The 25,340-nt window shown below is 70.3% G+C and carries 22 protein-coding genes and 1 pseudogene; 13 read left to right on the forward strand and 10 right to left on the reverse strand.

What is annotated here, in order from left to right; translation table 11 throughout:
• Positions 1 to 467 precede the first annotated feature (467 nt).
• Entirely contained in the window at positions 468 to 1,583 is a 1,116-nt protein-coding gene (locus AMK29_RS20650) for a DUF5954 family protein (RefSeq protein WP_274535644.1), read from the reverse strand.
• Positions 1,584 to 1,775: 192 nt separating this feature from the next.
• On the reverse strand, positions 1,776 to 2,510 hold the full coding sequence (locus tag AMK29_RS20655) for an SOS response-associated peptidase (protein WP_073815000.1): 735 nt from the start codon (positions 2,508 to 2,510) through the stop codon (positions 1,776 to 1,778).
• 391 nt (positions 2,511 to 2,901) lie between these two features.
• On the opposite strand from AMK29_RS20655, the gene AMK29_RS20660 reads away from it, so the two are divergent.
• From AMK29_RS20660 to AMK29_RS20670, 3 genes are all read left to right on the forward strand, one after another.
• Positions 2,902 to 4,617 (forward strand): ABC transporter ATP-binding protein, encoded by a 1,716-nt coding sequence (locus tag AMK29_RS20660; RefSeq protein WP_073815793.1) that lies wholly within the window; start codon positions 2,902 to 2,904, stop codon positions 4,615 to 4,617.
• Positions 4,618 to 5,212: 595 nt separating this feature from the next.
• Entirely contained in the window at positions 5,213 to 6,457 is a 1,245-nt protein-coding gene (locus AMK29_RS20665; RefSeq protein ID WP_073815005.1) for a hypothetical protein, read from the forward strand.
• Positions 6,458 to 6,961: 504 nt separating this feature from the next.
• Positions 6,962 to 7,531 carry a DUF6434 domain-containing protein gene (locus AMK29_RS20670; protein WP_073815007.1) on the forward strand — a complete coding sequence of 190 codons (570 nt, stop codon included), beginning with the start codon at positions 6,962 to 6,964 and terminating at the stop codon, positions 7,529 to 7,531.
• A gap of 130 nt (positions 7,532 to 7,661) precedes the next feature.
• Here the strand turns inward: AMK29_RS20670 and AMK29_RS20675 are convergent, their stop codons facing one another.
• Positions 7,662 to 7,964: a hypothetical protein gene (locus AMK29_RS20675; RefSeq protein ID WP_241845585.1), complete on the reverse strand. Its 303-nt coding sequence runs from the start codon at positions 7,962 to 7,964 to the stop codon at positions 7,662 to 7,664.
• A 381-nt stretch (positions 7,965 to 8,345) separates the two neighbouring features.
• On the opposite strand from AMK29_RS20675, the gene AMK29_RS20680 reads away from it, so the two are divergent.
• A complete protein-coding gene (locus AMK29_RS20680; RefSeq protein ID WP_073815012.1) occupies positions 8,346 to 8,942 on the forward strand; it encodes a hypothetical protein in 597 nt (198 codons plus the stop codon).
• A gap of 40 nt (positions 8,943 to 8,982) precedes the next feature.
• Entirely contained in the window at positions 8,983 to 9,753 is a 771-nt protein-coding gene (locus AMK29_RS20685) for an IS5/IS1182 family transposase (RefSeq protein ID WP_073815014.1), read from the forward strand.
• A 673-nt stretch (positions 9,754 to 10,426) separates the two neighbouring features.
• On the opposite strand, the gene AMK29_RS20690 is transcribed toward AMK29_RS20685, so the two are convergent.
• Positions 10,427 to 10,879 (reverse strand): SRPBCC family protein, encoded by a 453-nt coding sequence (locus AMK29_RS20690; protein ID WP_073815017.1) that lies wholly within the window; start codon positions 10,877 to 10,879, stop codon positions 10,427 to 10,429.
• A gap of 388 nt (positions 10,880 to 11,267) precedes the next feature.
• On the opposite strand from AMK29_RS20690, the gene AMK29_RS20695 reads away from it, so the two are divergent.
• A complete protein-coding gene (locus tag AMK29_RS20695; protein WP_073815020.1) occupies positions 11,268 to 11,630 on the forward strand; it encodes a PRC-barrel domain-containing protein in 363 nt (120 codons plus the stop codon).
• A 213-nt stretch (positions 11,631 to 11,843) separates the two neighbouring features.
• Here the strand turns inward: AMK29_RS20695 and AMK29_RS20700 are convergent, their stop codons facing one another.
• A complete protein-coding gene (locus AMK29_RS20700) occupies positions 11,844 to 12,395 on the reverse strand; it encodes a hypothetical protein (protein ID WP_073815023.1) in 552 nt (183 codons plus the stop codon).
• 242 nt (positions 12,396 to 12,637) lie between these two features.
• On the opposite strand from AMK29_RS20700, the gene AMK29_RS37975 reads away from it, so the two are divergent.
• A complete protein-coding gene (locus AMK29_RS37975; protein WP_198942297.1) occupies positions 12,638 to 13,018 on the forward strand; it encodes a hypothetical protein in 381 nt (126 codons plus the stop codon).
• A 276-nt stretch (positions 13,019 to 13,294) separates the two neighbouring features.
• Positions 13,295 to 14,491 (forward strand): serine hydrolase domain-containing protein, encoded by a 1,197-nt coding sequence (locus AMK29_RS20705; protein WP_073815025.1) that lies wholly within the window; start codon positions 13,295 to 13,297, stop codon positions 14,489 to 14,491.
• Between the two features lie 398 nt (positions 14,492 to 14,889).
• Here the strand turns inward: AMK29_RS20705 and AMK29_RS20710 are convergent, their stop codons facing one another.
• The 4 genes from AMK29_RS20710 to AMK29_RS20725 form a co-directional block, all read right to left on the reverse strand.
• Positions 14,890 to 15,444 (reverse strand): tellurite resistance TerB family protein, encoded by a 555-nt coding sequence (locus AMK29_RS20710; RefSeq protein WP_073815028.1) that lies wholly within the window; start codon positions 15,442 to 15,444, stop codon positions 14,890 to 14,892.
• 204 nt (positions 15,445 to 15,648) lie between these two features.
• The gene (locus AMK29_RS20715) at positions 15,649 to 18,924 is read right to left on the reverse strand and encodes a tetratricopeptide repeat protein (protein ID WP_143202934.1); all 3,276 of its coding nucleotides are present in this window, start codon (positions 18,922 to 18,924) and stop codon (positions 15,649 to 15,651) included.
• Positions 18,925 to 19,105: 181 nt separating this feature from the next.
• Positions 19,106 to 19,435, reverse strand: a complete 330-nt coding sequence (locus AMK29_RS20720) for a trypco2 family protein (protein WP_073815034.1) — start codon at positions 19,433 to 19,435, stop codon at positions 19,106 to 19,108.
• Between the two features lie 449 nt (positions 19,436 to 19,884).
• Positions 19,885 to 21,024: a PucR family transcriptional regulator gene (locus AMK29_RS20725; protein ID WP_073815036.1), complete on the reverse strand. Its 1,140-nt coding sequence runs from the start codon at positions 21,022 to 21,024 to the stop codon at positions 19,885 to 19,887.
• A gap of 86 nt (positions 21,025 to 21,110) precedes the next feature.
• On the opposite strand from AMK29_RS20725, the gene AMK29_RS20730 reads away from it, so the two are divergent.
• Positions 21,111 to 22,166 carry a ferredoxin reductase gene (locus AMK29_RS20730; protein WP_073815039.1) on the forward strand — a complete coding sequence of 352 codons (1,056 nt, stop codon included), beginning with the start codon at positions 21,111 to 21,113 and terminating at the stop codon, positions 22,164 to 22,166.
• Between the two features lie 7 nt (positions 22,167 to 22,173).
• Complete coding sequence (locus AMK29_RS20735) at positions 22,174 to 23,292, forward strand: fatty acid desaturase family protein (protein WP_073815045.1); 1,119 nt, start codon at positions 22,174 to 22,176, stop codon at positions 23,290 to 23,292.
• Between the two features lie 177 nt (positions 23,293 to 23,469).
• On the opposite strand, the gene AMK29_RS20740 is transcribed toward AMK29_RS20735, so the two are convergent.
• Positions 23,470 to 23,970: an ATP-binding protein gene (locus AMK29_RS20740; protein WP_073815796.1), complete on the reverse strand. Its 501-nt coding sequence runs from the start codon at positions 23,968 to 23,970 to the stop codon at positions 23,470 to 23,472.
• Positions 23,971 to 24,294: 324 nt separating this feature from the next.
• Between AMK29_RS20740 and AMK29_RS37315 the strand changes: the two are divergent.
• The 3 genes and pseudogenes from AMK29_RS37315 to AMK29_RS20750 form a co-directional block, all read left to right on the forward strand.
• A pseudogene (locus AMK29_RS37315) lies at positions 24,295 to 24,381 on the forward strand (MarR family transcriptional regulator); the annotation flags it as partial.
• A 91-nt stretch (positions 24,382 to 24,472) separates the two neighbouring features.
• Entirely contained in the window at positions 24,473 to 24,751 is a 279-nt protein-coding gene (locus tag AMK29_RS20745) for a GlsB/YeaQ/YmgE family stress response membrane protein (RefSeq protein ID WP_073815048.1), read from the forward strand.
• 162 nt (positions 24,752 to 24,913) lie between these two features.
• Complete coding sequence (locus AMK29_RS20750) at positions 24,914 to 25,198, forward strand: hypothetical protein (RefSeq protein WP_073815050.1); 285 nt, start codon at positions 24,914 to 24,916, stop codon at positions 25,196 to 25,198.
• Positions 25,199 to 25,340 lie beyond the last annotated feature (142 nt).

Below are 25,340 nucleotides of genomic sequence, written 5' to 3' on the forward strand. Positions count from 1 at the left end.
AGCCTTTCCAACCTGTCCGGGGCTCAGGGGCGGCGTGATAGAACGACGAAGCTCCTGGTCGATGGGTGACGACCAAGATCAGCCTTCGCTGCCGAGGAGCTTCGCGTGCTTGTCCACTCATCAGGACTGGGCCTGTCCGCTTCCGCGCTGCGGCTGCTGCGGCGGGAGCTGGCCGCTCGGCGGCGACGATCGGTACCCGCCGGCGGCGGCTCGCCTGCGGCCACCAGGCGCTGCTGCCTGGCTGTGCTTGGGTCCCGGCTGGCTGCGGGGTGGGCCTCGACGCGATGGGCCCGTTCTTCTTGCCCGGGTATGCCGACAGGACGTAGCCGGTGGCGGAGAAGTTGGACAGGCTGAAGAGTTCCATCAGCCGGACGGGGTGCGGCGCTGTGACGCGCCTCGTCGACGATTCGGTCCACGCGCAGGCGGCCGACTTGCTGGCAGACCGACACGCTGGCAGCGCCCGCCCGCTACTGAGCGGAGTCGTCACCCGCGGACTGGTCGAAGCGGACGGTACCGTCCTCGTCGAGGCGCGGGTGAAGCACCGCTGGGGTGTGCGTGCTGGTGTCGGACGGGCGTGGGCTTTCCGGTCCGTCGAGGCCCCAGCGCAGCAGGCGGCGGGAGCGGGCGATGCGGTAGACGGTGCCGTGGGCCTCGACCTGGTCGCAGCGGCCGACACGCAGTCTGTCCGCGGCCTCCGCGAATTCCTTCAGCTTGGCGGCTGCCGTCTCCGGGATTCCGGCGGCCGGATGACGGGCGTCGATCGTGCGGTCGGCGTCGTAGGGGATCAGGCCGCGAGTACGCGGTTCCATCCAGGTCAGGGCGAAGTCCAGAGTGCGGCGTGCGTCGTGGGCGGTGGCCTGCAGCCCGCTGCCCGGCGACCAGGGGCCGTTGCCGGTCCGCTCGACGATCAGGAAGGCCGCCGGCATCAGCAGGACGTCCGGATGGCTCTCCACGGCCCGCGCGGAGTCGGCCAGCACGGGGGCGGGGAAGCCGCTCCCGCTGTAGGCCAGGGGCCGCAGGGCGACTCGCTCCGCCGCCTGGAGTGGGTAGAGGGGTGCGTCCGGGTCCAGGACGAGGCCGTCGTCGACCCGCGGACTGCGGGCACCGGCGCCGGGGCTCCAGTCGGGGGTGAGGGGCTCGGGGTCGGTAGGCCGCGGAGTTTCGATGCCGCCGTGCTCATCGACGGCCGCGTACTCCTCGGCTCGCACGACGCGGTAGCGGGTGCCGAGCACGGTCAGCTCGTCGACGTCCTCCGTCTCCAGCCGGGCGACCGCCGCAAGCAGCGCGCGCCGCTCCCGTGGGCTCTTCGCCTCGTCCTTCGCCCGGAACCACAGCAGGGAGTTCAGCGCGTCGCGGGCCTGCTGCGGACAGCCATGGGTCACCTCGACGACCACCCGCCACCGCCGCCCGCCGCCCTGGTCCCGGGCCTGCGCGGCGACACCGAACAAGGGGCCCCGTACCGCAAGAGCGCTGTAGCGTGCCGCCGCGTCGAGGGCATCGGCCTCCATCGCGGCCTCCACCGGCTCCACCGGAACCCTCACCACCACCGGCCACTCCCCCGGCCCCGCATCCTCGTCAGTCACGCCACCATCGTGGCGGCCCCGGAGCGCCCGCACCGCCATTTCACCGGATTCCACCTCGGCCATCGGCAGCGGGGACACGGCGGGCGCAGGGGTGGCTGCGGGCTTGCGGCAGCCCCGCCGCAGCCTGCGGCAGGCCGCCGCCATGGCTGGGTCTCTGCGACCCGGTCTCGGACGGGCACGGCAGACAGCGGGTCAGGTGACCGCGTCCAGGAGATGGGCGCCGTTGTTGCGGACGCTGTTGACGGCCGCGGAGACCGGCCTGGCGTCGAGCCGGCCGTCTGCGGGCTGGATGAGCAGGGCGCGGAGGTCGTCGGTGTCGTGGTGGCTCGGGTCGAGCCAGGTGTCGTAGTGCTCCGGGGTGAGGGCGAGTGGCATGCGGGGGTGCACGCGGCCGGCCGCGTCGGTGGCCTCGGTGGTGATGATCGTGCAGGTCGTCAGCCAGGCGTCGGGGTCGTCGCCGCTGGTGATGTCGGGATTGCGCCAGTATTCGTACAGGCCCGCCATGGCCATCGGCTGGCCGTCGGCGGGGTGGATGAAGTACGGCTGCTTGCGGGTCTTGCCCGTCGCCTCGTCCTTCACCGGCTCCCATTCGTAGAAGCCGTCGGCCGGCAGCAGGCAGCGGCGCTTGGCGAAAGCACGCCGGTACGCCGGCTTCTCGTGCACGGTCTCGACCCGGGCGTTGATCATCCGGGAGCCGACCTTCGGGTCCTTCGCCCACGACGGCACCAGGCCCCAGCGCAGCGCCCGCAGCTCACGGCGTACGTCGTCGCCGTCGTCCCGCCCGGCGCGTTGCAGGACCGCGTAGACCTCGTCCGTCGGCGCGACGTTCCAGCTCGGTGCCAGCGTCTCCGCGGGGTTCCAGTCGGTGACCTGGAAGAGCCGGGTCAGGTCCTCGGGACCACGGGTCGAGGCATAGCGGCCGCACATGTAGCCACTGTGCCACGGAACCTGTCGCAGTCCCGTGCAAGAAGGCGAGTCACTGAGGACGTCGGCGCCTCCCGCCCCCGGTCGGCTGCGGCAGGGTGTCGCCCGGGGCGGCCGGCCCGCGGAGAGCCGACGCGGCTGCCCTCCTCAACCGCAGGGCCTCTCAACGCGTCTGGCTTCCTGGAGGTTCACCCCACGGCCCGTACCCTCCCGGCTCGGACGTACATTGATGCCTTCTCCCGCCCGGGCGGACCCCGGCCCCCCACCCGGCACAGCACACCAACGAGGAGCACGCGTGGCCACCACCACAGAGTCGGCCCCACCCGCCGAGCCCGCACCGCTGGACCGGCCCGCGAACGATGAGCCGACCGGAACCGCCACGCCCGCCTGGCGCATGCTCCTGGGCTACGTACGTCCGCACCGCTGGACGCTGCTCCTCGGGGCGGTGCTGTCGCTGGTCACCGGAGCCACAGGGCTCGCGCTGCCTCTGGTGGCCAAGTTCCTCATCGACGCGCTCTCCGACGACCGTCCGATCGCCGGGGCCCTGCTGCTGATGTCGGCTCTGGTCGTCGCCAACGCGGGGATCGGCGCGCTCGGTGGGTACGTCCTGCAGCGCACCGCGGAGTCGGTCGTCCTCGGCGCGCGGCGCACCCTGTCGTCGTATCTGCTGCGACTTCGCATCGCGGCCGTGGACCGCAGTGAACCCGGCGACCTGATGGCCCGGGTCACCTCGGACACGACCCTGCTGCGCGAGGTCACTACCGACTCCCTGGTGGGCCTCGGCACCGGGGGGCTGACACTCGTCGCGACGCTGGTGATGATGGGCGTGGTCGACCCGGTCCTGTTGGCGGTCACGCTCGGCGTCGTGGTGGTCGCGGGAACGGTGATCGGTGTCTTCGTGCCCCGTATCAACAAGGCCAGCAGGCAGGCACAGGACGCCGTCGGGGCGATGGGGGCATCACTGGAGCGCGTCCTCGGCGCACTGCGCACCGTCAAGGCATCCGGCGCCGAGCACCGTGAGGAGCAGGCCGTGCACGCGGCGGCCGAGGAGTCCTGGCGGCAGAGCCTTCGAGCCGCCAAGTGGTCCGCGCTGGCCGGTAACACGGCCGGCCTCTCCATGCAGATCGCGTTCATCACCGTGCTCGCGGTCGGCGGCGCCCGGGTCGCCACCGGCGCGATCGACGTGGGAACGCTGGTCGCCTTCCTGCTGTACGTCTTCTATCTGATGTCGCCGATCCAGCAGGTCGTCGGCGCCGTCACCCAGTACCAGGCCGGAGCCGGCGCCCTGGCCCGTATCCGCGAGGCTCTGCAGTTGCCGGCCGAGCCGGCCGCCGCCCCCGCGCCGCTGCCCGCCCCCGGTGCCGAACCCGCCGCGCTGGCCTTCGAGGACGTCATATTCCGGTACTCGGACGATCTGCCGCATGTCCACCACGGCGTGACCTTCTCCGTACCGCAGCGAGGCATGACGGCCTTCGTCGGTCCGTCCGGCGCGGGCAAGACAACCGTCTTCTCGCTCATCGAGCGGTTCTACGACCCGGAGGCCGGACGGATCACCCTTGACGGCCGCGACCTGGACGCCTGGGAGATACCCCAGCTCCGTTCCGCGATCGGGTACGTCGAACAGGACGCGCCCGTCCTCTCCGGCACCCTGCGCGACAACCTGCTGCTCGGCAACCCCGGTGCGGGCGAGGACGACGTACTGAGGGTGCTGGGGACCACTCGGCTCGACGGTCTCGTCGAGCGGCTCCCCCAGGGCCTGGACACACTCGTGGGCCATCGCGGCACGAAGTTGTCCGGCGGCGAGCGTCAGCGCGTCGCCATCGCCCGCGCACTGCTGCGCCGACCCCGGCTGCTCCTGCTCGACGAGGCCACGAGCCAGCTCGACGCCGTCAACGAGGCCGCGCTGCGCGACACCGTGGCCGATGTGGCCCGCACCACGACCGTGATGGTGGTCGCCCACCGGCTGTCCACGGTCACCATGGCGGACCGCATCGTCGTCATGGACGCAGGCCGCGTCCGGGCCGTGGGCACACACCGCGAACTCATCGCCGCCGACCCGCTGTACGCCGAGCTCGCCGCGACCCAATTCCTCGCCACGGCCGACAAGTGACCGCGACGAGGCGCCGGTCGCATCACCCGGTTCGCGCGGGCCTCCGAGGGCTGGAAGAGGGCCCGGGGGCTCGCGACCACCCCTAGGGGCGGCTCCCCGTACGGCCGGCCCACGGGCGGTCGAGGCCGGCGTACGGGGACCCGAACCGGTACGGGTGCAGCACTGTCTGATCCTCGGTGTCCCATGGGTACAGGGCGCGCCGGTGGCCGGTCATGATCCGGCGCCCGTGGCTGGGGGAGCTGTCGGTCCCGTGTACACGATCTGCTTGTCCGGTCCGGGGTCCGGGTCGGCCCCGCAGGCGTAGGCGAGGTGACGGCGCGCTGCGGCGAGCAGGTCGGGGCGCGCGAACACAATATTCGAGGTCACAGCCCGCCCGGACCGGGTTGTCCTAGGGATGGGAATAATCGACGAGATCGGGAGCCCGCTCGGCGCGCACCTCCGCTTCCTCGTGGCCGACGAGTCGAGATACTTCTGCGCCCGGCGCACGGGACCGTCTGCTTTCAGCCCATTTGAGCGCGACGCCGGGCCACGTTCGGCCTGCCCGGTTTCCCCTAGACTGCACGATCCGCGAAGGCTCGACGGGGGGAGCAGGAACATGGGTAGTGGGGCAGCGGACGTTGATCCTCCCCTGGTCGCCGCGGTCCGGGCCGGGGATACCGACCTGGCGAGGAGCCTGCTTCTGGAAGACGATGGTCCCGAGATGCTGGATTTCGCGTTCTGCCTGGCCGTCGGAACGTACTCGGGAGCCCTCGCCCAGATGCTGCTCGATCACGGCGCCGACCCCAGCCGGTGCGAAGCGGAGGCACTGCTGCCACTGCGCGAAGCGGTGGCTTCGGGTTCGCCCGCGCTGTGCGAGGCGCTCCTGGACGGCAGGGTCCGCAACACGTACAGCAAGTCCGAGCTTCTGGACATGCGGGATCTCGCACGCCGCTGGCACGAGACGGGGGTCGAAACCGAACTGCGGCGCCTCACAGGCTCCCAGGGCACCCTTGTCCGTACCCGGGTTCAGGACGACGAGTACTACAGCGTCGACGAGTACGCGCTCGGGGCCAGGACCGTTCGCGACGGGCACGCCGCGATCCTCACGCGCCTGGAAGAGCTGCTGGGGATACGAACCTCCTTCCAGGAGCTGATGGCACGCGCCTTGAACCACGGCCAGGACCACACCGCATGGGGCAATGCCACCATCCTGCTGGCCCACCGACGCGACCAGGAGACCTGGGCGGCTGCGGCGGCTCTGCGCACGCATCCCGAGCCGGCCCGCCGACTCTTCGGCGCCGAGGTGCTACGGCTGACCCACCTCCTCGACGACAGCGACGAGGACGCATTCGTCGGCCCCGCCCTGGACCTCTTCATCGACTGGTCGACCGAGGAAGGGGACGTCACGGTCCTCACCGAAGTTCTGGTCGCGCTCGGAGACCACGCCGATCCGCGTGCCGACGCGGCCCTCGTGGGCTACGCCGGCCCCCCTGACGCCAGGGTTCGGTGTGCGGTGGCGCGGGGACTTTCCTCATGGCCCGAGCCACCCGCCTTCTCCGACGATGTCCGTGAGACGCTGCTGGTGCTGATGACGGACACGGACGCGGTGGTACGGCAGAGCGCCTGCCTCACGGTTGCCGTGAGCAGGGACCGCGATCTCGTCTTCGCCGATGCCATGGCCGCTCTGCTGGACGACGCTGACCGCCGAGTCCAGCTCGTCGCCGTGTACGGGCTCGCCCTCCACGACGACGAACGGTGCGTGAGCGGGGCAGACCGCCTTCCGTCGGCGCCGCCCGGCACTCCGCACGAGCACGAACTCGACGCGGTGTGGCGATACGAACGGCGGCGCGACAGCCGCTGATGCCCCGGCCTCCGCTCCTCCTCCGCGACCGGGACAAGCCGATCGCCTAGGCGGGCTGCCACGGCGCGGGTGGGATGCCGGAGCAGGTCGGCCCGCCCCCGGCATCGGGACTCCCGGCCCAGGCGGAGCGCGTGCTGCCCAAGACCCGCCTTCTGGGTCCGGTACCGCAGCGTGGAGAACTGGTCGCGGTCCCGTAGCCACAGGTAGAGCCGGTCCAAGGAGCGACTCTGGCTCTCCCACCTGAAGGACGGGAGCAGGAAGTGGTACCAGCAGGCGGCACACAAGCAGGACCGCGCGGCGGTCAAGCTGACGCTACGACTCGGCGTCGAACCGCCGCTCCCCCAGCGCCGTCGCGTCGACTGGGACATGCAGGACTGTCCTGCCGCAGTGCAGCTCGCGGACGCACAGTCGGTAACCCGGGCCGCCAGATTCTCACGGCGTCGCGGTTGGCCGCCGGTTCGTCTCGCGGAACGCCTGGGTTACCACCCCTTCTACCATGGGGATATGGGTTCGAACACGGGGGCTGAGACGCGACCAGTGCTGAGCGCGGCGTTGAGCGGTGAGGAGTTGTCCCGCTGGTACTGGACGCTGGCCGAGCTGACCGTGCTTGCCCGCGAGCTCGGGGTGCCGCGGGGCGGTGGGAAGGCGGCACTGACGGAGCGGCTCCAGGCCGCATTGGACGGCGTCGCCCCGCCGGCCGCGCCGCCCCGGACGCGCAGCGCCGGCCGCCAGCTCGCCGCGCCAGTGAACGGGTTCACCGTGATTCCCGCGGGCCAGCGGTGCAGTCAGGTGCTACGCGAGTACTTCCGCCGCGAAATCGGCGAAGGATTTCACTTCGACGCCTCCATGCGGACATTCGTAGCCGAAGGTGCAGGGCGCACCCTGGCCGATGCCATCGCCCACTGGCACGCCACGCGTCAAGCCGCCGCCCAGCCTCAGGAGATCGGCTCGCAGTTCGAGCTCAACCGTTTTCTGCGTGACTGGTATGCCGAGCATCCGGCTGGCAGCCGTACCGAAGCGCTCGCCGCCTGGCGCGCTCAGCGCGACCGGCCTCGTCGCCCGGCCGCGGGGTGACCGGTCCGCAGCTGAGTGCCTCGCCTCCTCGCCCGCCCGAGCGGACGGGCGGCCGCCTGTTGGGTGTGGACGACCGATTCACGTGTGAACGACACCCAGGTTCATCGGCAAAGGCCGTGAGAAGCGTGTGTCAGCGGCTGCGCGTGAGCGTGTCGAGTTCACAGCTGTCGGGGTCGCCAACGTATCCGTAGAGGTGTGGATTCTCACGACTGCCGCTGACGTACAGGCCGTTTCCGTGATATCCACCGTTGACAGCGCTGTCCCAGTAGCCGCTGATCTTGTGGAAGGTGAAGGAGACAGGCCAGTCAGAGCCGTCGACGGAAGTCAGCTTCCAAGTTCCGCTTCCGGTTCTGCTCTGCGGGTCCCCGGTGGCTTCTTCAAGACTTGCGGGCCACCCGAGTGTGGTGAACGTCCCGTCGCTGCTGAGAGTCAAGCGTCCGACAGCACCTTGATAGGTGCCGACCAGGTCCTGCGTGCTGAGCCCCTCCGGCCTCTGGCCCGCCCCCGGGCATGGGGAGTATCGGCCGCAACCGGTGGCACTCGCCGATGCCGCCATGATCATCGTGCATGCCAGACCAAACAGTCGTCGGTTCAAATCCCGCCCCCACCATGAGACCTCACTCGTTGCAGTCTCCCAGTGAGCCTCTCGGGCCTTGCGCGGGGTCTCGCTTGTCGACAGCGCCGAACCTCGCAGCGGCGGGCATCGCTGATCCGGTGGTTTACGCCCTAAGGGCTGTCCCGCAATGGCCTGGAGGCACACGTCAGGGCTCGAAAAGATGCGATGCCATGTGCGTAGCGTGTGTACTGTGCCGGAGTGATCGACTTTGATGGTGCTTGGTTGGGTGCGGAGGCGGCGCGGCGGTTGGCGGAGGCGGACTGCTGTGAGATAGCTCCAGGGCTCACGGAGGAAGAGTTCAGCCGGATCGAGGCGACCTACGGGTTTGAGTTCTCCCCGGAGCATCATGCCTTCCTGGCGGCTGGGCTGCCGGTCGCCTCGCCTCCCAAGGAAGGCGCGACGTGGGAGCAGCCCTGGCCCGACTGGCGTCACGCTGATACGGACGACCTGCGCGATCGGCTGGAGTGGCCGGTACGAGAAGTGCTGGGCGACGTTGCTCATGGCAGCTGGCATTCGGCCCTGGGGGTGCGTCCCGCCTCTAATGAAGAGGCCGTGGAGGTAGCCCGAGCGGTACTTGCACGAGCGCCGCAACTCGTGCCCGTCTACGCGCACCGCTTCATACCCGCGGGTCGCGACACTCCGGGACATCCGGTCCTGTCAGTGTGGGGAACCGACATCATCTGTTACGGCCACGATCTGGCCGACTACATCGACCGTGAGTTCGGCGAGGTCGACGAGGAAGCGCCGTGGGCTCCGCAGGCGTCCGTGCCGTTCTGGAAGGACTTCCTCGGCTGAGATTGCCCACGGCTGGTGCCGGGCACAGATGATCTCTGTCGTGCCTGGTGTGATCACGGCCTCGGAGCCGTCCTGGATAGCCCCGTTTACTGGCGTGACCCCGCGCCAGTTCAACCGGGTGGTGCGTGCGCTGCGGCGCGAAGGCGCCGACATCGCTCGGCGAGGCCGGCCGTGGGGGATTCCGCTGGAAGACCGGTTGCTCCTGGTGGCCGCGTACTGGCGTACCAACCTGACACTGCGCCAGCTCGCCCCGCTGTTCGGCGTCTCGAAGTCCGCAGCCAACCGCATCGTCAACCACCTCGGGCCTCTTCTCGCGCTCCGGCCCGGTAAGCGGTTTCGCAAGGACGCCGTGCTCATCGTGGACGGCACCCTGGTCCCCACCCGCGACCACACGGTGGCGGAGCAGTCGAAGAACTACCGGTACTCGACGAATCACCAGGTCGTCATCGACGCCGACACCCGGCTCGTCGTCGTGGTCGGCCAACCTCTGCCCGGCAACCGCAACGACTGCAAGGCATGGGCGCTGTCCGGCGCCAAGGACGCCGTCGGGAGCACCACAGTGATTGCCGATGGAGGCTATCGAGGTACCGGGCTCGTCATCCCGCACCGCCGCAACCCTGGGCAGAGCGAACTGCCTGCCTGGAAGGAAGAACACAACGCCTCCCACCGCAAGGTCCGCGCTCGGGTCGAGCATGCCTTCGCCCGGATGAAGACCTGGAAGATCCTGCGCGACTGCCGCCTCAAGGGCGATGGCGTACACCACGCGATGAGCGGAATCGCCTGGCTGCACAACCTCTCCCACGCTGGGTGACCGCTCGGCCCGAACAGCGACCGGCTCGTCCACACCGGCCCAAAGATCGTTTACGGGACAACCCTTAGGCAAGCCTCGCCATCTCCTGGGCTAGCCCTGGGTGCACCGACCCTGAGCAAGCCGTCGGTTCGGGGTGCGGCAGCTCTGATTATCGGGAAGGAAGCGCCTGGCCCTCATCAAGGACCAGACTTTGCTCGTCTCGCCGGTCAAGACCTCACCGCGCCGGCCCGACGGCCCCGCGTGCGGCGGGCGATCTGCAGCTACTTCAGGAGCCGGAAGTCAGGTTGCCGGGCCCCGCTCTGAGGAATTTCGCTGAGCCTTATGCCGCAGGCTACGAATCGGTCATCGTCGCTACGATGCCAGAAAGAAAGGCCACGATCGGCACTTGATCCTCACGGAGTTCGGCGCTGACGACGTCGCGGAGACGAGCGCACCGATTATCGCCCAGCTGTTCTGCATGCCTGGGTCCCTGCGTACGGGCCGGCCGCCTCCTCATAACGACGACTCCGACCTGCCGTACGACCTCGCCCGCACCCTGGCGGCGAGTCGGCTGGGCCTTTCTGGCGACGCCCGAGGGCGTGGTCCGGACAGTCAGCTCGTACGGACCACGCCCTCAGGCATATCGGGTCGCTCCTGATCGCGCGGCGGCGCGAAGCCGCGCCTCCCCGGATCCTTACACCGAACCGCGCCAGGCACCCGTCTCGTGACCGCCGCGCTCTTCGATGAACGACTTGAACCGCTTGAGATCACCCGTGACCTTCCGCTTGACGAAGCCGAGCTTGTCGCCGACCTGCTCCGTCAGCCCCTCGGGGGCGAAGTCCATCTGGAGCATGACCTTCGTCCGGGTGTCGTCGAGACGATGGAACGTCACGACACCCGCCTGGCGCGCCTCGCCCTCGACGGTCGTCCAGGCGACGCGCTCGTCGGGGATCTGCTCGGTCACGACGGCGTCGAACTCCCGGTGCACTCCGCCGATCTCGGTGACCCAGTGGGTGAGCGTGTCCGTACGCTGTTCGATCCGCTCCACGCCGTCCATGAAATGCGGGAACGTCTCGAACTGGGTCCACTGGTCGTACGCGGTACGGACCGGGACCTCAACCTCGACGGACTCCTCGACCTTCGACATGGGTAACGCCCTTCTTGTCCGGTTGCGGGTTACTGGGATTCGCGTAACCCGCTCCCGAGAACTCACACCTCTTCAATGAGAACCGGACGAACTTCGCGCCGCCGACTGCTGCACCGGACCGGGAGCCGGAGCCGGTGTGGTGGTCGCATCGGCCTCTGGCGCCCGCCCGACCGTGACCTCGGGCCGCTCTGGGACCCGGCGACGGACGTCCTCATGCGCAGAGCCCCAGGCATATGGGGGACGGATCGGGGCACTCGGATGCCAGAGGTTGTTACGAAGGAAAGAGCGGTCGACGCACAGGGCCTTGAGCGGGACAAAGAAAAACCTTGCGCCCCCGCCCCCGGTCCGGTCGGACTGCCATCGAATGCGAACCAGGAGTTGTCCGTACGTGACTGAGAACGCGTGGAATTACCGGCCGTCCTTCAACTACGCCGTCGGCACCGACCTCACCGGCTACAAGGTGGAGGCGGTCGACGGGAGCATCGGCAAGGTCGACAAGCACTCCGAAGAGGTGGACGACTCCTACGTCGTGGTCGACACCGGAGTGTGGATCTTCGGCAAGGAGGTCCTTCTGCCGGCGAACACGATCTCGCGCATCGACGCGGAAGACGAGAAGGTCTACCTGGACCTCAGCAAGGAACAGATCAAGAACGCCCCCGAGTTCCACCGTGAGGAACACCTCGACGAGATCGCGTATCGCGATCAGGTGGCCTCGTACTACGGGCACACGGGCGGCGCGGGCCCGCTGTAGGACTCCGGCGAGCATCTGGCCGTGGCCTTCGGAACAGGCCGTACAGCCGTCCGCCGACGCGCTTGTCTCTCGAACGCGTCGGCGGACGGCTGTACGGCCTGTTCCGGGGGTGGGCCGGGCGAGCCATGTGCGGCTCTGCAGGGTCCGCCTAAGGGCTGTCCCGCAAAGATCTTGGGTCCGAGTACAGAACAGCCCAAGGAGCTGTCGAGGTGCTCAGCCAGTGGTTCGTGGGATGTCCAGGGACCGGGCAAAGGCGGCGAGCGCGTGGAAGTCGTTCTCCTGTAGGCCGATCCGCGGGTTGACGTGGTGCAGGAGCCCGGCACCTCGGTGGTGGGCGGTCACGTAGGTCTCATCCAGCTCGCTCTGCTCGTCGTCCACCCAGGCGAAAGGACGGCCGCCTGCGTGGTCCACCAGCGGCCCGGTCTTCCAGTGAACTCCATCAGGGCGTTCTCGGAGTAGGACGTCGCCGAAGTCCACGAAGGGAAGGTCTGGAAGGCCCAGCACCGGTGCGATCCATCGGTTGGCGTCGTCCATCCACGTGGTGGCCCAGCACAGCTCGAAGCCGAGCTGGAGCAGGGTTCGTCCGTGCTCCGGGTTGAGCCAGACTCGCAGGGGACGTCGTCGGGACGACAGGCCCGTGCCGTCGTGGTGGGCGTCGTTCCGGGGGACTCTGAGTGTGGTGTAGCCGTCGGGACGCCTCTCCGGCTTGGCTGCGTAGGGGTTGAGCGGTCCGTCCACGTCGAGGAACAGGAGTGGTCGGTTCACGGTATCCCCCGGTCTTTGCGCACTGTGGACTGCCACGGTCAGCGTAGCTATGGGATTGTCTCGGCACTGGGCTGGCCTCAGTGATGATGATGTGGCGAGTGTGATTACGGCATCGGAGCCGTCCTGGATAACCCCGTTCGCGGGGCTGAGCCCGCGCTGCTGAGGCAAACTGCTGCGGACGGCGCTACGTTTCCGGACACCCCTTGCCGCCACCTATGCACGCCTCGCGCGGGAACGGCCTCATGAACTCCGCATCCTTGTGGAACCCCGCCGACGAACCCGAAGCGGTGGCGCGCCCGGCCGAGCTGACTTGTGAGCAGAACGCGAAGCTCACCGACGCCCTCCGCGACCTCGTCCTCAAAGCTCAGCAGCCGGGAACGCCCTCCCACCCATCGAGGGTGTACACAGGTCAGCCCGATCTCGTTGAGCCGGTGGAACACGCCCCGGACGGTGTCCTCGTCGGTCTGCACCAGCTGCGCGATCTCCGGGACCGGCCTGCCGCCCGGCGAGGCCACCAGCATCATCGTCCACCGGACCCGCACCGCACCGGTGTCTCCCCGCCGAACGATCCGTGGCAGCCTCTCTCCCTCCTGCTCGGTCAGCCGGCGGATTCTCACCGGTGATGCCGTGCCCACCCCTGCCGAATATCGCCACTGACACCCAACGCAACGAGCAACCCGGCAAAGATGCCCGGTCACGGCATCAGCGGGGCCACGTCAGCGCTGCGTCCTCCGTCCCACGCGGCGCGCCACGCCGGGGAGGGCATTGCCGTGTCCGCTGATCGGGGGTGGCGGCGCGCGCCGCCACCCCCGCGCGGCCCCGGGGCTGCTAGGCAGGCAGGTGCACCGGCCGGTGTCGCCGACCCCTGCCGCCCCACCGCACACCCAGGAGACACGTACGTGCTGACCCGTGCCCGCGGACGCCGACTCCGCCCCGGACTCGCCGCCGCCGCCCTCACCGCCGCTGCGCTCGGCGGGCTGCTCCAGCCCGCGCAGGCGGGCGTCGGTCCCGAACCGGCCCGGGACCGCCCGCACCACGACAAACGCCTCCAGCAGCAACTCGAGCGGCTCGTCGCACAGGAGGACGGCCCTCCCGGGGTGATCGCCGTGCTCACCCGCGGCGACCGTACGCAGGTGTACACCGCCGGTGTCGGCGACATCGCAACCGGCCGCCCGCCCCACCCCGACGACCACATGCGCATCGCCAGCATCGCGAAGGCCTTCAGTGGGGCCGTCGCCCTCAGGCTGGTCGACCAGGGGAAGCTCTCCCTCGACGACACCATCGGCGAGCTCCTGCCCGACCAGCCCGCCGCCTGGCACACGGTGACCTTGCGCCAGCTCCTCCAGCACACCAGCGGCCTGCCCGACTTCTCGGCCGACCCCGAGTTCCTGGAGATCATCACCGCCGACCCCCGCCACGTGTTCGACTCGCGGCGACTCCTCGACTTCGTAGCCGACGAACCGCTGCTCTTCGCCCCCGGCGCCCTGTACGAGTACTCCAACTCCGACAACATCGCCGTCGCCCTCATGGCCGAGGCCGCCACCGGCCGCCGTTACGAGGCCCTGCTCAAGGAACTCGTGTACCGTCCGCTGGGTCTGCGCCGCACGAGCCTGCCCCAGGGCTACCGGCTCCCCCAGCCCTACTTCCACGGCTATGACGTCGCGCCGCCCGCCGAACCCGAAGACATCAGCGAAGCCATCAGCGCTTCCGGCGTCTGGGCCTCCGGAGGAATCGTCTCCACCCCCCGGGAACTGGGCGCCTTCATGCGCGGGTACGGCGGCCCCGAGCTGCTGTCGGAGCAGACCCGCAAGGCACAGCTCACGTTCATCCCCGGAGGTTCCTCCGAGCCGGCCGGCCCCGGAACCAATGCCGCCGGGCTGGCGATCTTCCAGTACACGACCCGCTGCGGCGTGCTCCACGGCCACACCGGGAACACCCCCGGCTACACCCAACTCGCCGCCACCACCCCCGACGGCACCCGATCACTGACCTTCTCCATCAACACGCAGACCAGCAAGAGCAACAAGCCCGCCCTGCTGGCCCGGCTGCGCACGGTACAGGAGAACTTCGCCTGCGCTCTGCTGGAAGGCCGTTGACCCGCAGCCGCATCCACCGGCGGCGACACCATGCCGGGCCATCCGAGCGGTGGCCCGGCATGGGCGGCAGTCCGAGACGACCGGTCAGGGCTGTCATGTGATCGGCTTGCGTATCTCGTCGCGAATCTCGCGGGTCTCCTACGCCGCCGTTTCGAGGGAGCCGGTCGGGATGGGGGCGGCCAGCACGAACGTGGAGGCGTTCGCCGCCTGGGCAGATCAGGGGCCAGGGGGCTCCCGCCGAGTGGAGGGGCCCCTGTCGTCAAACGAGGGAGCGCATCCGGGGCACGATCGTGTCGGCGACCGGATCGGACAAGACCATCACGCCCGCAGCGTACGCGCGGGCTCGCCGGGCCCGCAGCAGGTACACGGCCGCGCGTCTCTTCGCCGAAGGCAGCGGGTCAGATGCCGAACTCCGTCGCCGACAGGCCAAGCGCAGCGCACGCCTCGCGGATGATCTGCTCCTCGGCAGGCGCGATGAAGCCGTCCGCACCCGCGACCACGATGCCGGTCTGGATGACAGCCCGTGCCTCGGTGGGCTTCTTCGCCACCTTGACGACGTCCTGAAGCACCGCCGCCTTGCCCATGACGAAGCCGGCCGAAAGCTGGTCGACGTGCTTGTTGAAACGCTGGCGGAGCTGGTCGGCGGGGAAGTTCTGAAGAACGTCGTTGGTGAGGATGAGTGACTCGACGTGCTGGCGCTCGGCCGGGTCGACCCGTCCGTCAGCGGCGGCCACCAACGCGCACATGGCCATGCTGGCGTCCCGGAAGGCGCCGCTCTTCAGCTCCGTCTTCAGCGACGTGAGCTGCGTCTTCAACGCGCTCACGAGCTCGGCCCTGGAACCACCCCCGGGCCGTGCACCGGACGGTCCATGGCCGCCGGAGCCGCCGCGCACCCCCTGGGCCTGCTGCAGACCTCTGGTCGCCTGGTCCTTGATCCGATCCCACATCGCCACTCGTGCCACCTCAGCTTCTGCCACGTCGTCCCTCGTCGGACGCTCATCATCGTGCAACACCCCGCTAACGCCTGCCACACACCGTGAAGTTCCGCCACCACGACGAGCGCGCCGAGGAACAGCTGCTGCAGCCGCGCGGAGCGGCGGCCGGGCCGACCGCCGAGGTCGCCCGGCAACCGCTGCGCGGTCTCGGTCGCAGCTGGATCAACGTCGCTCGTACAGCGCCAGCTCGGGCAGAAGACGGAAGGCCTCGCGGACCGCGGCGAGCGCCTCGTCCCACCGGCGCAGCCCCTCCAGCCTGCGGGAGAGCCCGTACAGGGCCCTGGCGAGGTCGGGGACGTGGGCGGGACGGGTGGCAGCCAGGGTGCGGTAGACGGCGACGGCTTCCTCGAGGGCGGCGACAGCCTCCCCCGGCCGGCCGGACTGCTCCCGTCGTACCGCTACGCCGATCAGGCTGCTCGCCAGGCCTGGCAGGTGGGCGTCCGGGTCGCGGGATGCGAGGGTGCGGCGAATGCCCAGGGCTTCCTCGACGGCCGCCAGGGCCTGCTCTGTGCGGCCCACGGCCGCCAGCTGGGTGCCGAGGGTGTGCAGTTGCACCGCCAGATGGGGCAGGTGGGCGTCAGGGTAGGCGCGCGCCAGGTCGCGGATGATCCGTACACACTCCTCGGTGGCGGCGAGAGCCTGGTCGGGCCGGCCCAGGGCCGCGTAGAGCGGCGAGACCGTGCTCAGGCTCGCGTTGAGCGCCGTCAGGTGGGCGTCGGGATGGATGGCGACCAGGCCCCGTTGGATGGCCAAGGCCTCTTCGGCGACGGCCAAGGCTTCTTCCTGCCGGCCAGAGTCCTCCAGGGCCCAGGCCAGCCGGCCGAGGCTCTGGGCCAGCTGGGGAAGGTAGGCATCGGGGCGGTTCCTGGCCATTGCGCGGCTGACATGCACCACACGCTCGGCCACCGACAGGGCGCCTTTCAGCCAGCCCATCTCCGCACCTTTGACCGCCATCTCGTTCAGCGTCGCGACGTAAGCGGGTGAGTACGCAGAGCCCGCACCGGTCATGCCGTCGTGCAGGCGGGCGGCTTCGATGAGCACTTCCATGGCCTCCTCCTTCCGGCCCAGGTCCCACAGGCGTCCGGAGTGGATGTTCAGGCTCCGGGCCAGCTGACGGGCTTCGGCGTCCGAGCCTGCTCCGGCATCGCGGCGCAGGCGCACCGCCTCCTCGGACGCGGCCAGCGCCGCCTCGTGCCGCCCGAGATCACCCAGCAGGGCGGCAAGCCTGTTCAGACTCTCGACGAGCTCGGGGGTGCGGCCGTCGCCCAAGCCGCGGGACAGTGCTACGGCCTCTGTGATCGGGGCCATGGCCTCCTCACGGCGTCCCAGGTCACGCAGCCGGTCGGCGTACGTGTTCAGGCTCGCGATCAGGGGGATGGCGTCCGCCAGGGAACGGGCGACGGTGACCGCTTCCTCGGCTGGGGTCAGGGCCTCCTCCCGCCGGTCCAGGGCCGCCAGGCGCGAGGAGAGGGAATGCAGACTCCACACCAGGCCGGGGGTGTGGGGGAGGCCGCGGTGGCGTGCGACCAGGTGCCGGGCCAGGTCGCAGGCCCAGACGGCCAGGCGCTCGCTGCGCGGGAGCCTGTCGTCGAGCTGCCTGAGGGCGTCCAGCGGGGTCTGGGGATCCGCGGCGATCTGCTGCAATCCGGCCACCAGCGGGCCGGGACGCTCCACCTGGGTGGCGGCGGCCATCGCCGGGGACGCCAGGACGGTACGGTGCCGGACGCACAGCGCGGTCAGTCGGTCGTCGAGCCGTCCCGCGAAGACGGCGTGCGCGGCCGCGCGGCTGTAGAGGGTCAGCAGCCGGCCCGCCTGTTCCTCGGTGATGCCCGGTACGAGGTCGTGGGCGAGCCCGGGGTGTGCTGCCAGGCGGCGGCCGATCAGACGCTCCGTCAGCCGGTCGGGCTGCAGGCTGCCCCACGGACCCGCATCGGCCGGCGGATAGAGGGCGGCGATCCAGGCCAGGACGGCATCGCGACGGTCGCGCGGCTGGTCGGCCAGCCCGCCGACCTTGCGGAGGACCTCGGCGGCCTGATCGCGATCGGCTGCCCCCACCAGCAGAGCGGCGGCGAGCGCGGCATCGAGGGTGGCCGTGCTCAGCGCCGGGCTGAGACCCGAGGCGGTCGCGCTCTGCTCCCAGTAGCGGCGCTCGTGCAGGAGCAGGCGGTCCTCGACGCCGGTGGCGGGTCCCGCCGTGTCCTCGGCCGAACCGGTGTCGGCGGCGTCCAACAGGTCGGCCAGGGCGGTCATGTGCAGGGTCAGCGCATTGTCCATACCCGCCCGGTCCACGTCGGGGAAGGGAAGAGCGGCAGCCAGTACCGGCCAGTCGGGCCCCTGCCGACCGCGAACGTCGGGCAGCGCGGCCGCGAAGGCCTGCGCCGCCCTCCGGTACGCCTGCGGACGTGCGGCCGTATCGCTCTCCAGCGCCGGCAGCGCAACCACCGGCGTGCCGTCGAGCAGTTCTTCGGCGGTACGGCTCACGGCCTGCGTGCTGGTCCACCAGTCCCCGGCCGTCCGCGCCAGCAGGAGGACCTTGAAGGGCGTCGCGCCCCCGTGCTCGGCGGCGGCCTCCAGGAGCGCGGCGAGCTGTTCCGCGCGGGTCTCCGCGTAATCCAGCACCACCAGCAGCGGCTTGGCGGCCCGGCCGACCGCCCGCAGTTCTGCCGGAGCTGCGGTGGCGCGCGGCCACAGCACCGCCCAGCCGTCCGGAGCCATGGTGCCGGCGAGCTCGTGGGCCAGCCGGGTCTTCCCCTGCCCGGCCGGGCCGTGCAGCAGCCAGCTGCCGAACCCCTCCTGCCGGCACCAGCGAGCCAGCCGGTCCAGCAGTTCCTCGCGGCCATGGAAGGCCACAACCTGCCGCCCCGCCTGCAGGAGCGCCGCCGCCGAGCCCAGGCCGCCGGCCGGCGCCACCGGGTCGGCCTCGGCCACGTCCTGGAACTCGACCGCGTCGAGCATCATCGCTCCGGCGCAGTGCTCGGCCAGCACAGCCCGGAACTCCGCGTCGTGATGCAGCACGTACGCCGGCACCACCGAGAGCGCGGCATGCCCGGAGCGGCCCGCGTCGGCCGCGACCACCCCGGTCAGCAGGCGGCCGCAGAACACAGCCGCCCCTGACAGCCCGCCCCAGGGCGACGACCCATCGGCCGGCCAGACCGGCGGGAACGAACCGAGGTCCATCAGGTGCCGGTTGGCCACGAAGCCGCTGCCCGGATTCACCGTCCCCGCCAGCTGCGCGGCCTCCACCGCCGCTCCGGGCTGCTGTGCCACGTCCGGTACGCCCCAGGTAGCACAGGGCTGCCCGGGCTGCTCGGTCACCAAGCGGCCCCAGCGCACCCCCGCGCCCGCAGGTGGCCGCCACCTGGCGTCGTCCACTTCCACCAGGGCGGCATCGTCGCGCCCGCCGGGCGTGCCGCACCACACCACGACACCGCCGGACACCGCGTCGGCGCCCGGCCGGAACACCTGCACCAGGGTGCCTCGCCGACCGACCACGTGTGCCGAGGTGAGCACCAGCCGGGGACCGATCACGTACCCCGATCCCGGCCCGCCGGGTCCTCCGACCGCGACCAGACGATCCCGCCTCATGGCGTCCCCCGTTTCGTACGCCGACGCCCGCCGGTCAGTCCTGGATCCGCCCGCTCACGTCGCCGGGACCGGCCGGCCGGTCCGCGCCCCCGCTGACCAGCAGATCGCCGCCGGCGGGATTCCTCGGGGTGAGTGTGAACGACACCCGGTGCGTCCGGCCGCGGGCCACCCCGGCCTCTGCGTCCGCAGTCACGGCCCACACCCGGAAGCCCGCCTTGGCCCGTGCGTCGGCGCGCAGCTCGACTTCGAACTCCATCTCCACGGGCCCGACCACGAACGAGATCTCGTGTCCCGCGCCGCGCGCCGTGGCATCCAGCAGCTCGTCCCGTACCGCCGCCACCGCGTCCGCCAAGCCGATCTCCACGCGTCCCATCCTGTCCCCGTTCGACTGCACGTCTCTTGCGGGTCGAGCGTAAGGGCACGGCGCCGCTCGGCGCAGGCGATCAAGAACGGTTGTCCGAGTCCGCACGGGGACAGGGCAGTTGCCCGCGACGACAGGCGGCGGGCGCGGGTGGCGAGCCGGGCGCCGCAACGCCTCGAACGACCGTCGGCGGGCTTCGGTCTCCCAGGCGACGAGTTCGCGGACCAGGCCGTACGCCGACCGCGCCTCGGCGGCCGCCACACCAGGTCCGGTCACCGGTCCTGGACCAGGGCCCCGCAGTGACGTACCCCACGTATCACCGGGTCGTCATCGACACCGACACCCGCCTCGTCGTGGTGGTCCGGGGTCGCACGAACCAGCTGTTGGCACCGAGAACGAGGCACGATTCCTGGACCGCTCACGGACGCGGTCGTGGACGGTCGAGGGACGCGTCAGCTGACCCGAAGACCGACCGCCAGCGTCAGTTCAAGGACCCGGTGGGGCGATGCGAGATCCGGAAACAGCTCCCGCAGCTGCGACATCCGGTACCGGACCGTCTGGGGATGGACGAACAGCGCCGCCGCCACCTCGTCCCGCCGGCCCTGGTGCAGCAGCCACGCCCGCAACGTCTCCTCCAGCCGCCGCGCGGTCGCGACAGGCAAGGCCCGCAGCGGTGCGAGGGCTCGGGCACGCAGGTCCGCGAACGCGTCCATGTCGGCGCTCAGCACCAGCTCGGGCAGGTGGTCCTCGGTGTCGCGAATGTCGGAGGAGAGGGAGCGCGCGCGTACGGCTCGTGTGTACGAGGCGGACGCACGAGTCCATGGCCGGGCCGGGCCGGCCACGGCGGTGCGGTCGGTCAGCTGCCGCAGGAGATGCGATCGGTCGGCATCGGGGACGAGCAGCACACCGGTGGCGTCCGGCAGATCGTCGAGGATGAGGGTGCTCGGGTCGAGCGCGCGGTAGGCCGGCCGGGCCTGGGCGGCGGGCAGCAGGACCGCGGTCAGCGAAAGCGGAGGCTGCCACCCGGCCCGTTGAGCAGAGGCCAGCAGCACGTCCGGACTCGCGCCGGCGATGAGGTCGCGGGCCAGGTGTTCCAGGTGGCGCTCGTGGGCCCTGCCCCGGGCGGCCAGTTCGTCGGCGTGGCCCGCGGCACTCGCGGCGGAGAGCTCGTCGATGTAGGCGAAGGTCAGCTCGGCGAACTTGGCGACTTCGGCGGCGGGCAGGCCTGCGGGTACGGCACCCGCTGCCAGGCATCGCCAGGCCACGCGGGCGCCGACACGGTATGCGCTGAGCAGGGCGTCCATCGAACGGCCGGAGCGCACCTCGCCGCGGCCCAGCTCGTAGGCTGCGTCACCGGCGTCGCCGCCGGTGGCGTTCCCGCTCGCGAGGTCCAGGTAGTGCCCCAGGGCGGTACGGACGGCTCGGCGGATGGTGGCGCCCATGCGGCCCGAGAGGGCGTTGGCATAGGGAGGGACCTCGTCGATGATCGCTTGGACGACCTCGTCGGCGGTGGTCCTCAGCGCGGCCCGAAGCGCGGTGACCGTCGTGTCGTCCAGGGCCAGCTCGCTGGCCCTCTGAATTGCATGACTCACGTTTTGTTCCCTGCGAACAATTCGGCCGATCAGATTCACGTCCTGCGGTCAGGACTTTACCCCCTGAGACGCAGCAAGCTGGAGCCATGACGAGTGCAGCCCTCCGCAGCAGGGCGTGGAAACTGCTGGAGATGGTCACGACGCCGCTGCTGCCGTCGGACTACCTCGACCTGGTCAGCCCACTGCGTGCGGGCGCTGACCTGCGTGGCCGCATCGAGGCCGTGCAGCCCGAGACGGGTGACGCCGCCACTATCGTGATCAGGCCGGGACGGGGCTGGCGCGGCCACGCAGCCGGTCAGTACACGCGGATCGGGGTCGACGTCGACGGGGTGCGCCTGTGGCGTGCCTACTCCGTCACCTCGCCGACGAAACGCCAGGACGGCCGCGTCACGATCACCGTGAAGGCGATCCCGGACGGCAAGGTCAGCAACTACCTGGTCCGCAGGGCGAAACCGGGCACGCTGGTCCAGCTCGACCAGCCGACCGGTGACTTCGTGCTGCCGCAGGCCAAGCCCGCCAAGGTGCTGTTCCTGACGGCCGGCAGCGGTATCACGCCCGTGATGGGCATGCTGCGCGACATCGAGTTCGACGACGTCGTCATGGTCCACTGCGCGCCGCAGCCGCAAGACGTGATCTTCCGCGACGAACTGCACGACCTGGTCGCGGACGGGAAGCTGCGGCTCACCGAGGTGCACACCGACACGGACGGCATGCTCGACATCGCCCGTCTCGGCGACATCGTGCCCGACTGGGCCGAGCGCGAGGCCTGGGCTTGCGGGCCCGCGGGCCTGCTCGACGCCGCCGAAAAGCACTGGAGCGAGCACGGCGTACCCGAGCGCCTGCATACCGAACGTTTCCGCCCCGGCATCGTCGTCACCGGCGACGGCGGCGAGGTCACGTTCAGCGCCACCGGCAGGACCGTCGACGCGGACGGCGCCACGCCGTTGCTGGACGTCGGCGAGGAGGCCGGCGTGCTCATGCCCTCCGGGTGCCGTATGGGCATCTGCTTCGGCTGCGTCACGCCGCTCAAGGCGGGCGCCGTCCGGGACCTGCGCACCGGAGAGATCACCGAGGCCGAGCCGGGCGTCCTCATCCAGACCTGCGTGTCCGCCGCGGCGGGCCCCTGCGACATCGAACGGTAGGAGCACCTTGACCGCCATCGACCCCACCGCCCACCTGACCGCGGAGCAGATCGAGGAGCTCGGCCGCGAGCTGGACGCTATCCGCGACGAGGTGATCGCCGACCGCGGCGAGAGGGACGCCGCATACATCCGGAAGGTCATCTCGGCGCAGCGCAAACTCGAGCTGGTCAGCAGGGGCGTGTTGCTGTTCTCGATCTTTCCGCCCGCGTGGCTGCTCGGCACCGCCGGTCTGTCCGTGGCGAAGATCATGGACAACATGGAGATCGGTCACAACATCCTGCACGGCCAGTGGGACTGGATGCGAGACCCGAAGATCCACTCCACCACCTGGGAGTGGGATCACGTCTCGCCGTCCGAGCAGTGGAAGCACTCGCACAACGAGCTGCACCACACGTACACCAACGTGATCGGCAAGGACAACGACCTCGGCTACGGCATCATGCGCGTCGACGAGGACCAGAAGTGGCACCCGTTCCACCTCGGCCAGCCGCTGTGGAACTTCATCAACGCCTGCTTCTTCGAGTACGGCATCGCAGCGTACGACCTGGAGCTCGGCAAGAACCTGCACAAGCGCCGCCGCAAGAACCCGGAGTTCCGCGCGCAGGCCAAGGCGGTGGGCCGCAAGATCCGCAAGCAGGTGCTCAAGGACTACGTGATCCACCCGCTGCTGTCGGGCCCGTCGTTCCTCCCCACGCTCGCCGCCACGTTCACCGCGAACCTGGTCCGCAACCTCTGGTCCCACTCGGTGATCATGTGCGGGCACTTCCCCGAGGGCGTGCAGGTCTTCGAGCGCCGGTCGATCAAGGGCGAGACACGCGGCCAGTGGTACCTGCGCCAGATGATGGGCTCGGCGAACATCAGCGGCAGCAGGGCCATGCACTTCATGACCGGCAACCTGTCGCACCAGATCGAGCACCACCTGTTCCCGGACCTGCCGAGCAACCGGTACGCCGAGGTCGCGGTGAAGGTGCGCGCGCTGTTCGAGAAGTACGAGCTGGAGTACGTCACCGGCCCGCTGCCCAAGCAGGTGTTCTCCGCGTGGCACAAGGTCTTCCGGCTCTCGCTGCCGAACAAGAAGCCCAAGGTCAAAAGGCCGGCCCGGGAGCGGGAGCTCGTCGCTGTCTGATGCCCGGCGTCGGTACAGGTCTTTCGGCCGTACCGCGGCACCGCCGGTCAGGTCAGCCGCGGTGAAACAGGGCTGCGCCCGCTGACCGGTGCCTTCCTTTCGACGCGGCTCCTTCGCGGCGGCTCCTTCGCGGCGGTCAGCGTAAGGCGCGAAAGGGTCACCCGTGCTCGGGTGATCTCACGGGTGGTCAGGGTGGGGCTGTCGCGACTGGTGGCCGACGGTGTCTTCGCCGGGGTCGTCGGCCAGTCCGATGGCGGTGGTGATCCGTTTACCCACAGGCTCGCGGTGGACCGCGAAGCTCTGGCCGACCGCCATGACGATCTCCAGCCCGTGCTGGCCGATCCGGGTGGGATCGGGTGCCAGGATCGCCGGTGGTGTGGGGCTGCTGTCCCACACGCTCACCTCGACCGAGGCACCGTCGTTGACCTCCAGAGTCAGCAGGCACGGACCAGGTGCGTACTTGCGGGCGTTGGTCACCAGCTCACTCACCACGAGCTGCACGGTGCCCATGACGCGCCCGGACACCGGCAGGCCGTACACGGCCTGCACATCAGTGAGGAAACTCCGGGCGAGGTCACGGGCAACAGCGATGTCCTCGCTGCCCTCGAACGCCCCCGACACGGAGAAGACATCTCCACGCAGCAACCGCCTGCGCTCGGCGCCCGTCATCTGTTCCATCAATCCGCCCTCGTTCATTCGACCGGCTGCCGTCTACCCCTGGATCTCCAGCACAAACCCGCCTCTCACCGGCCCACCGACCGGCCCGCCCCGCGCCCATCCGCCGGGACATCCGGCAGTCGCACCGAAGCCTGGACGCCCCGAGCGGGCGGGTAGGGACGGTTGTACTACTCGTGCGAGGGCTCGGTGCCGTCCCCACCGATGACGACACGAACGGGCTATATCTCGAACGCGTCATCGAGCACGCCCAGGCGGGCATGGGGAGGCTCTTGTCATCCCCCGCAACCCCCGCCCCGCGTCCTCGGGCGCCGGACCCATGCACGCGTGCCGACGGCGATCTCCGACGACCCGAACGCCCGGATCCGTGACATCGCCGCTCACTGCCGGCTCACGGAGCGGGCGGTCCAGAAAGACCCGATGCCGACGGGAGACGTTTACCTGGACGAGATCGGCGCAGACGTTGAGCTAACACTGCCTTTATGTAACGAAATGGAGAGGCATCATGGGCATCATCGCGTGGATCCTCATCGGTCTGATCGCCGGCGCCATCGCCAAGGCCCTGATGCCGGGCAAGGACCCCGGCGGCATCATCATCACCATGCTCATCGGCATCGCCGGCGGCCTGCTCGGCGGCTGGCTCGGCAAGGTCCTCTTCGGCGTCGACTCCGTCGACGGTTTCTTCGAGATTTCCACCTGGATCGCCGCGATCGTCGGTTCCGTCATCCTCCTCGCCCTCTACCGCCTGGTCACCGGCAACCGACACTCGCACCGCCACGCGTAACCCGCCGAAGGCGCCAGTCTCCGACGGCTCCCTCTTCCTGGTTGCAACAGGATGGGAGCCGTCGGCCTGTACAGCCCGCCCCCCTCACTCCGACGCCGCCTTCGACGCATGGAGTGTGAGGACCTTCCGCCCCGTACTTCCGCCGCACGAGGAGATGCCGCCATGATCCCCACCGCGGTCCTGCCCGTCCCCCGCCACTCGGTGCCCGCAGCCGCCCATGCGTCCGCCGCTTTCCCGCCTTCGGCGCTCGATGCGATGCTGGACGCCGCCTACGAGACGCACCGCCGTTTTCGGCACGGCCCTTTCGCCGAGCCCTGCCCGACCTGCCACGTACCGGCGGGCGAGCTCTGCCTGGCACGTCGCAGTGTGCACGCCGCCCGCCGCCAGGCGCACCGGGTTCGAGCGGTGCAAGCCAAGCTGGTTCCCCACACGGCCGCGGCCCGCTGACCGCAAGGACGGGTGGCGTCGGCGTCACGCGTGCCGTGTGACGCCGAGACCGCGTGCGTAGGCCGCAACGGCGCGTCGCCGTCGCCCGCGTCGCGCGGACGTCACTCCTCCGCGTGCCGGAACCGCTCCACCGAAGAACGCT

It is taken from the genome of Streptomyces sp. CB02261, from assembly GCF_001905665.1.
Taxonomy (GTDB): Bacteria; Actinomycetota; Actinomycetes; order Streptomycetales; family Streptomycetaceae; genus Streptomyces.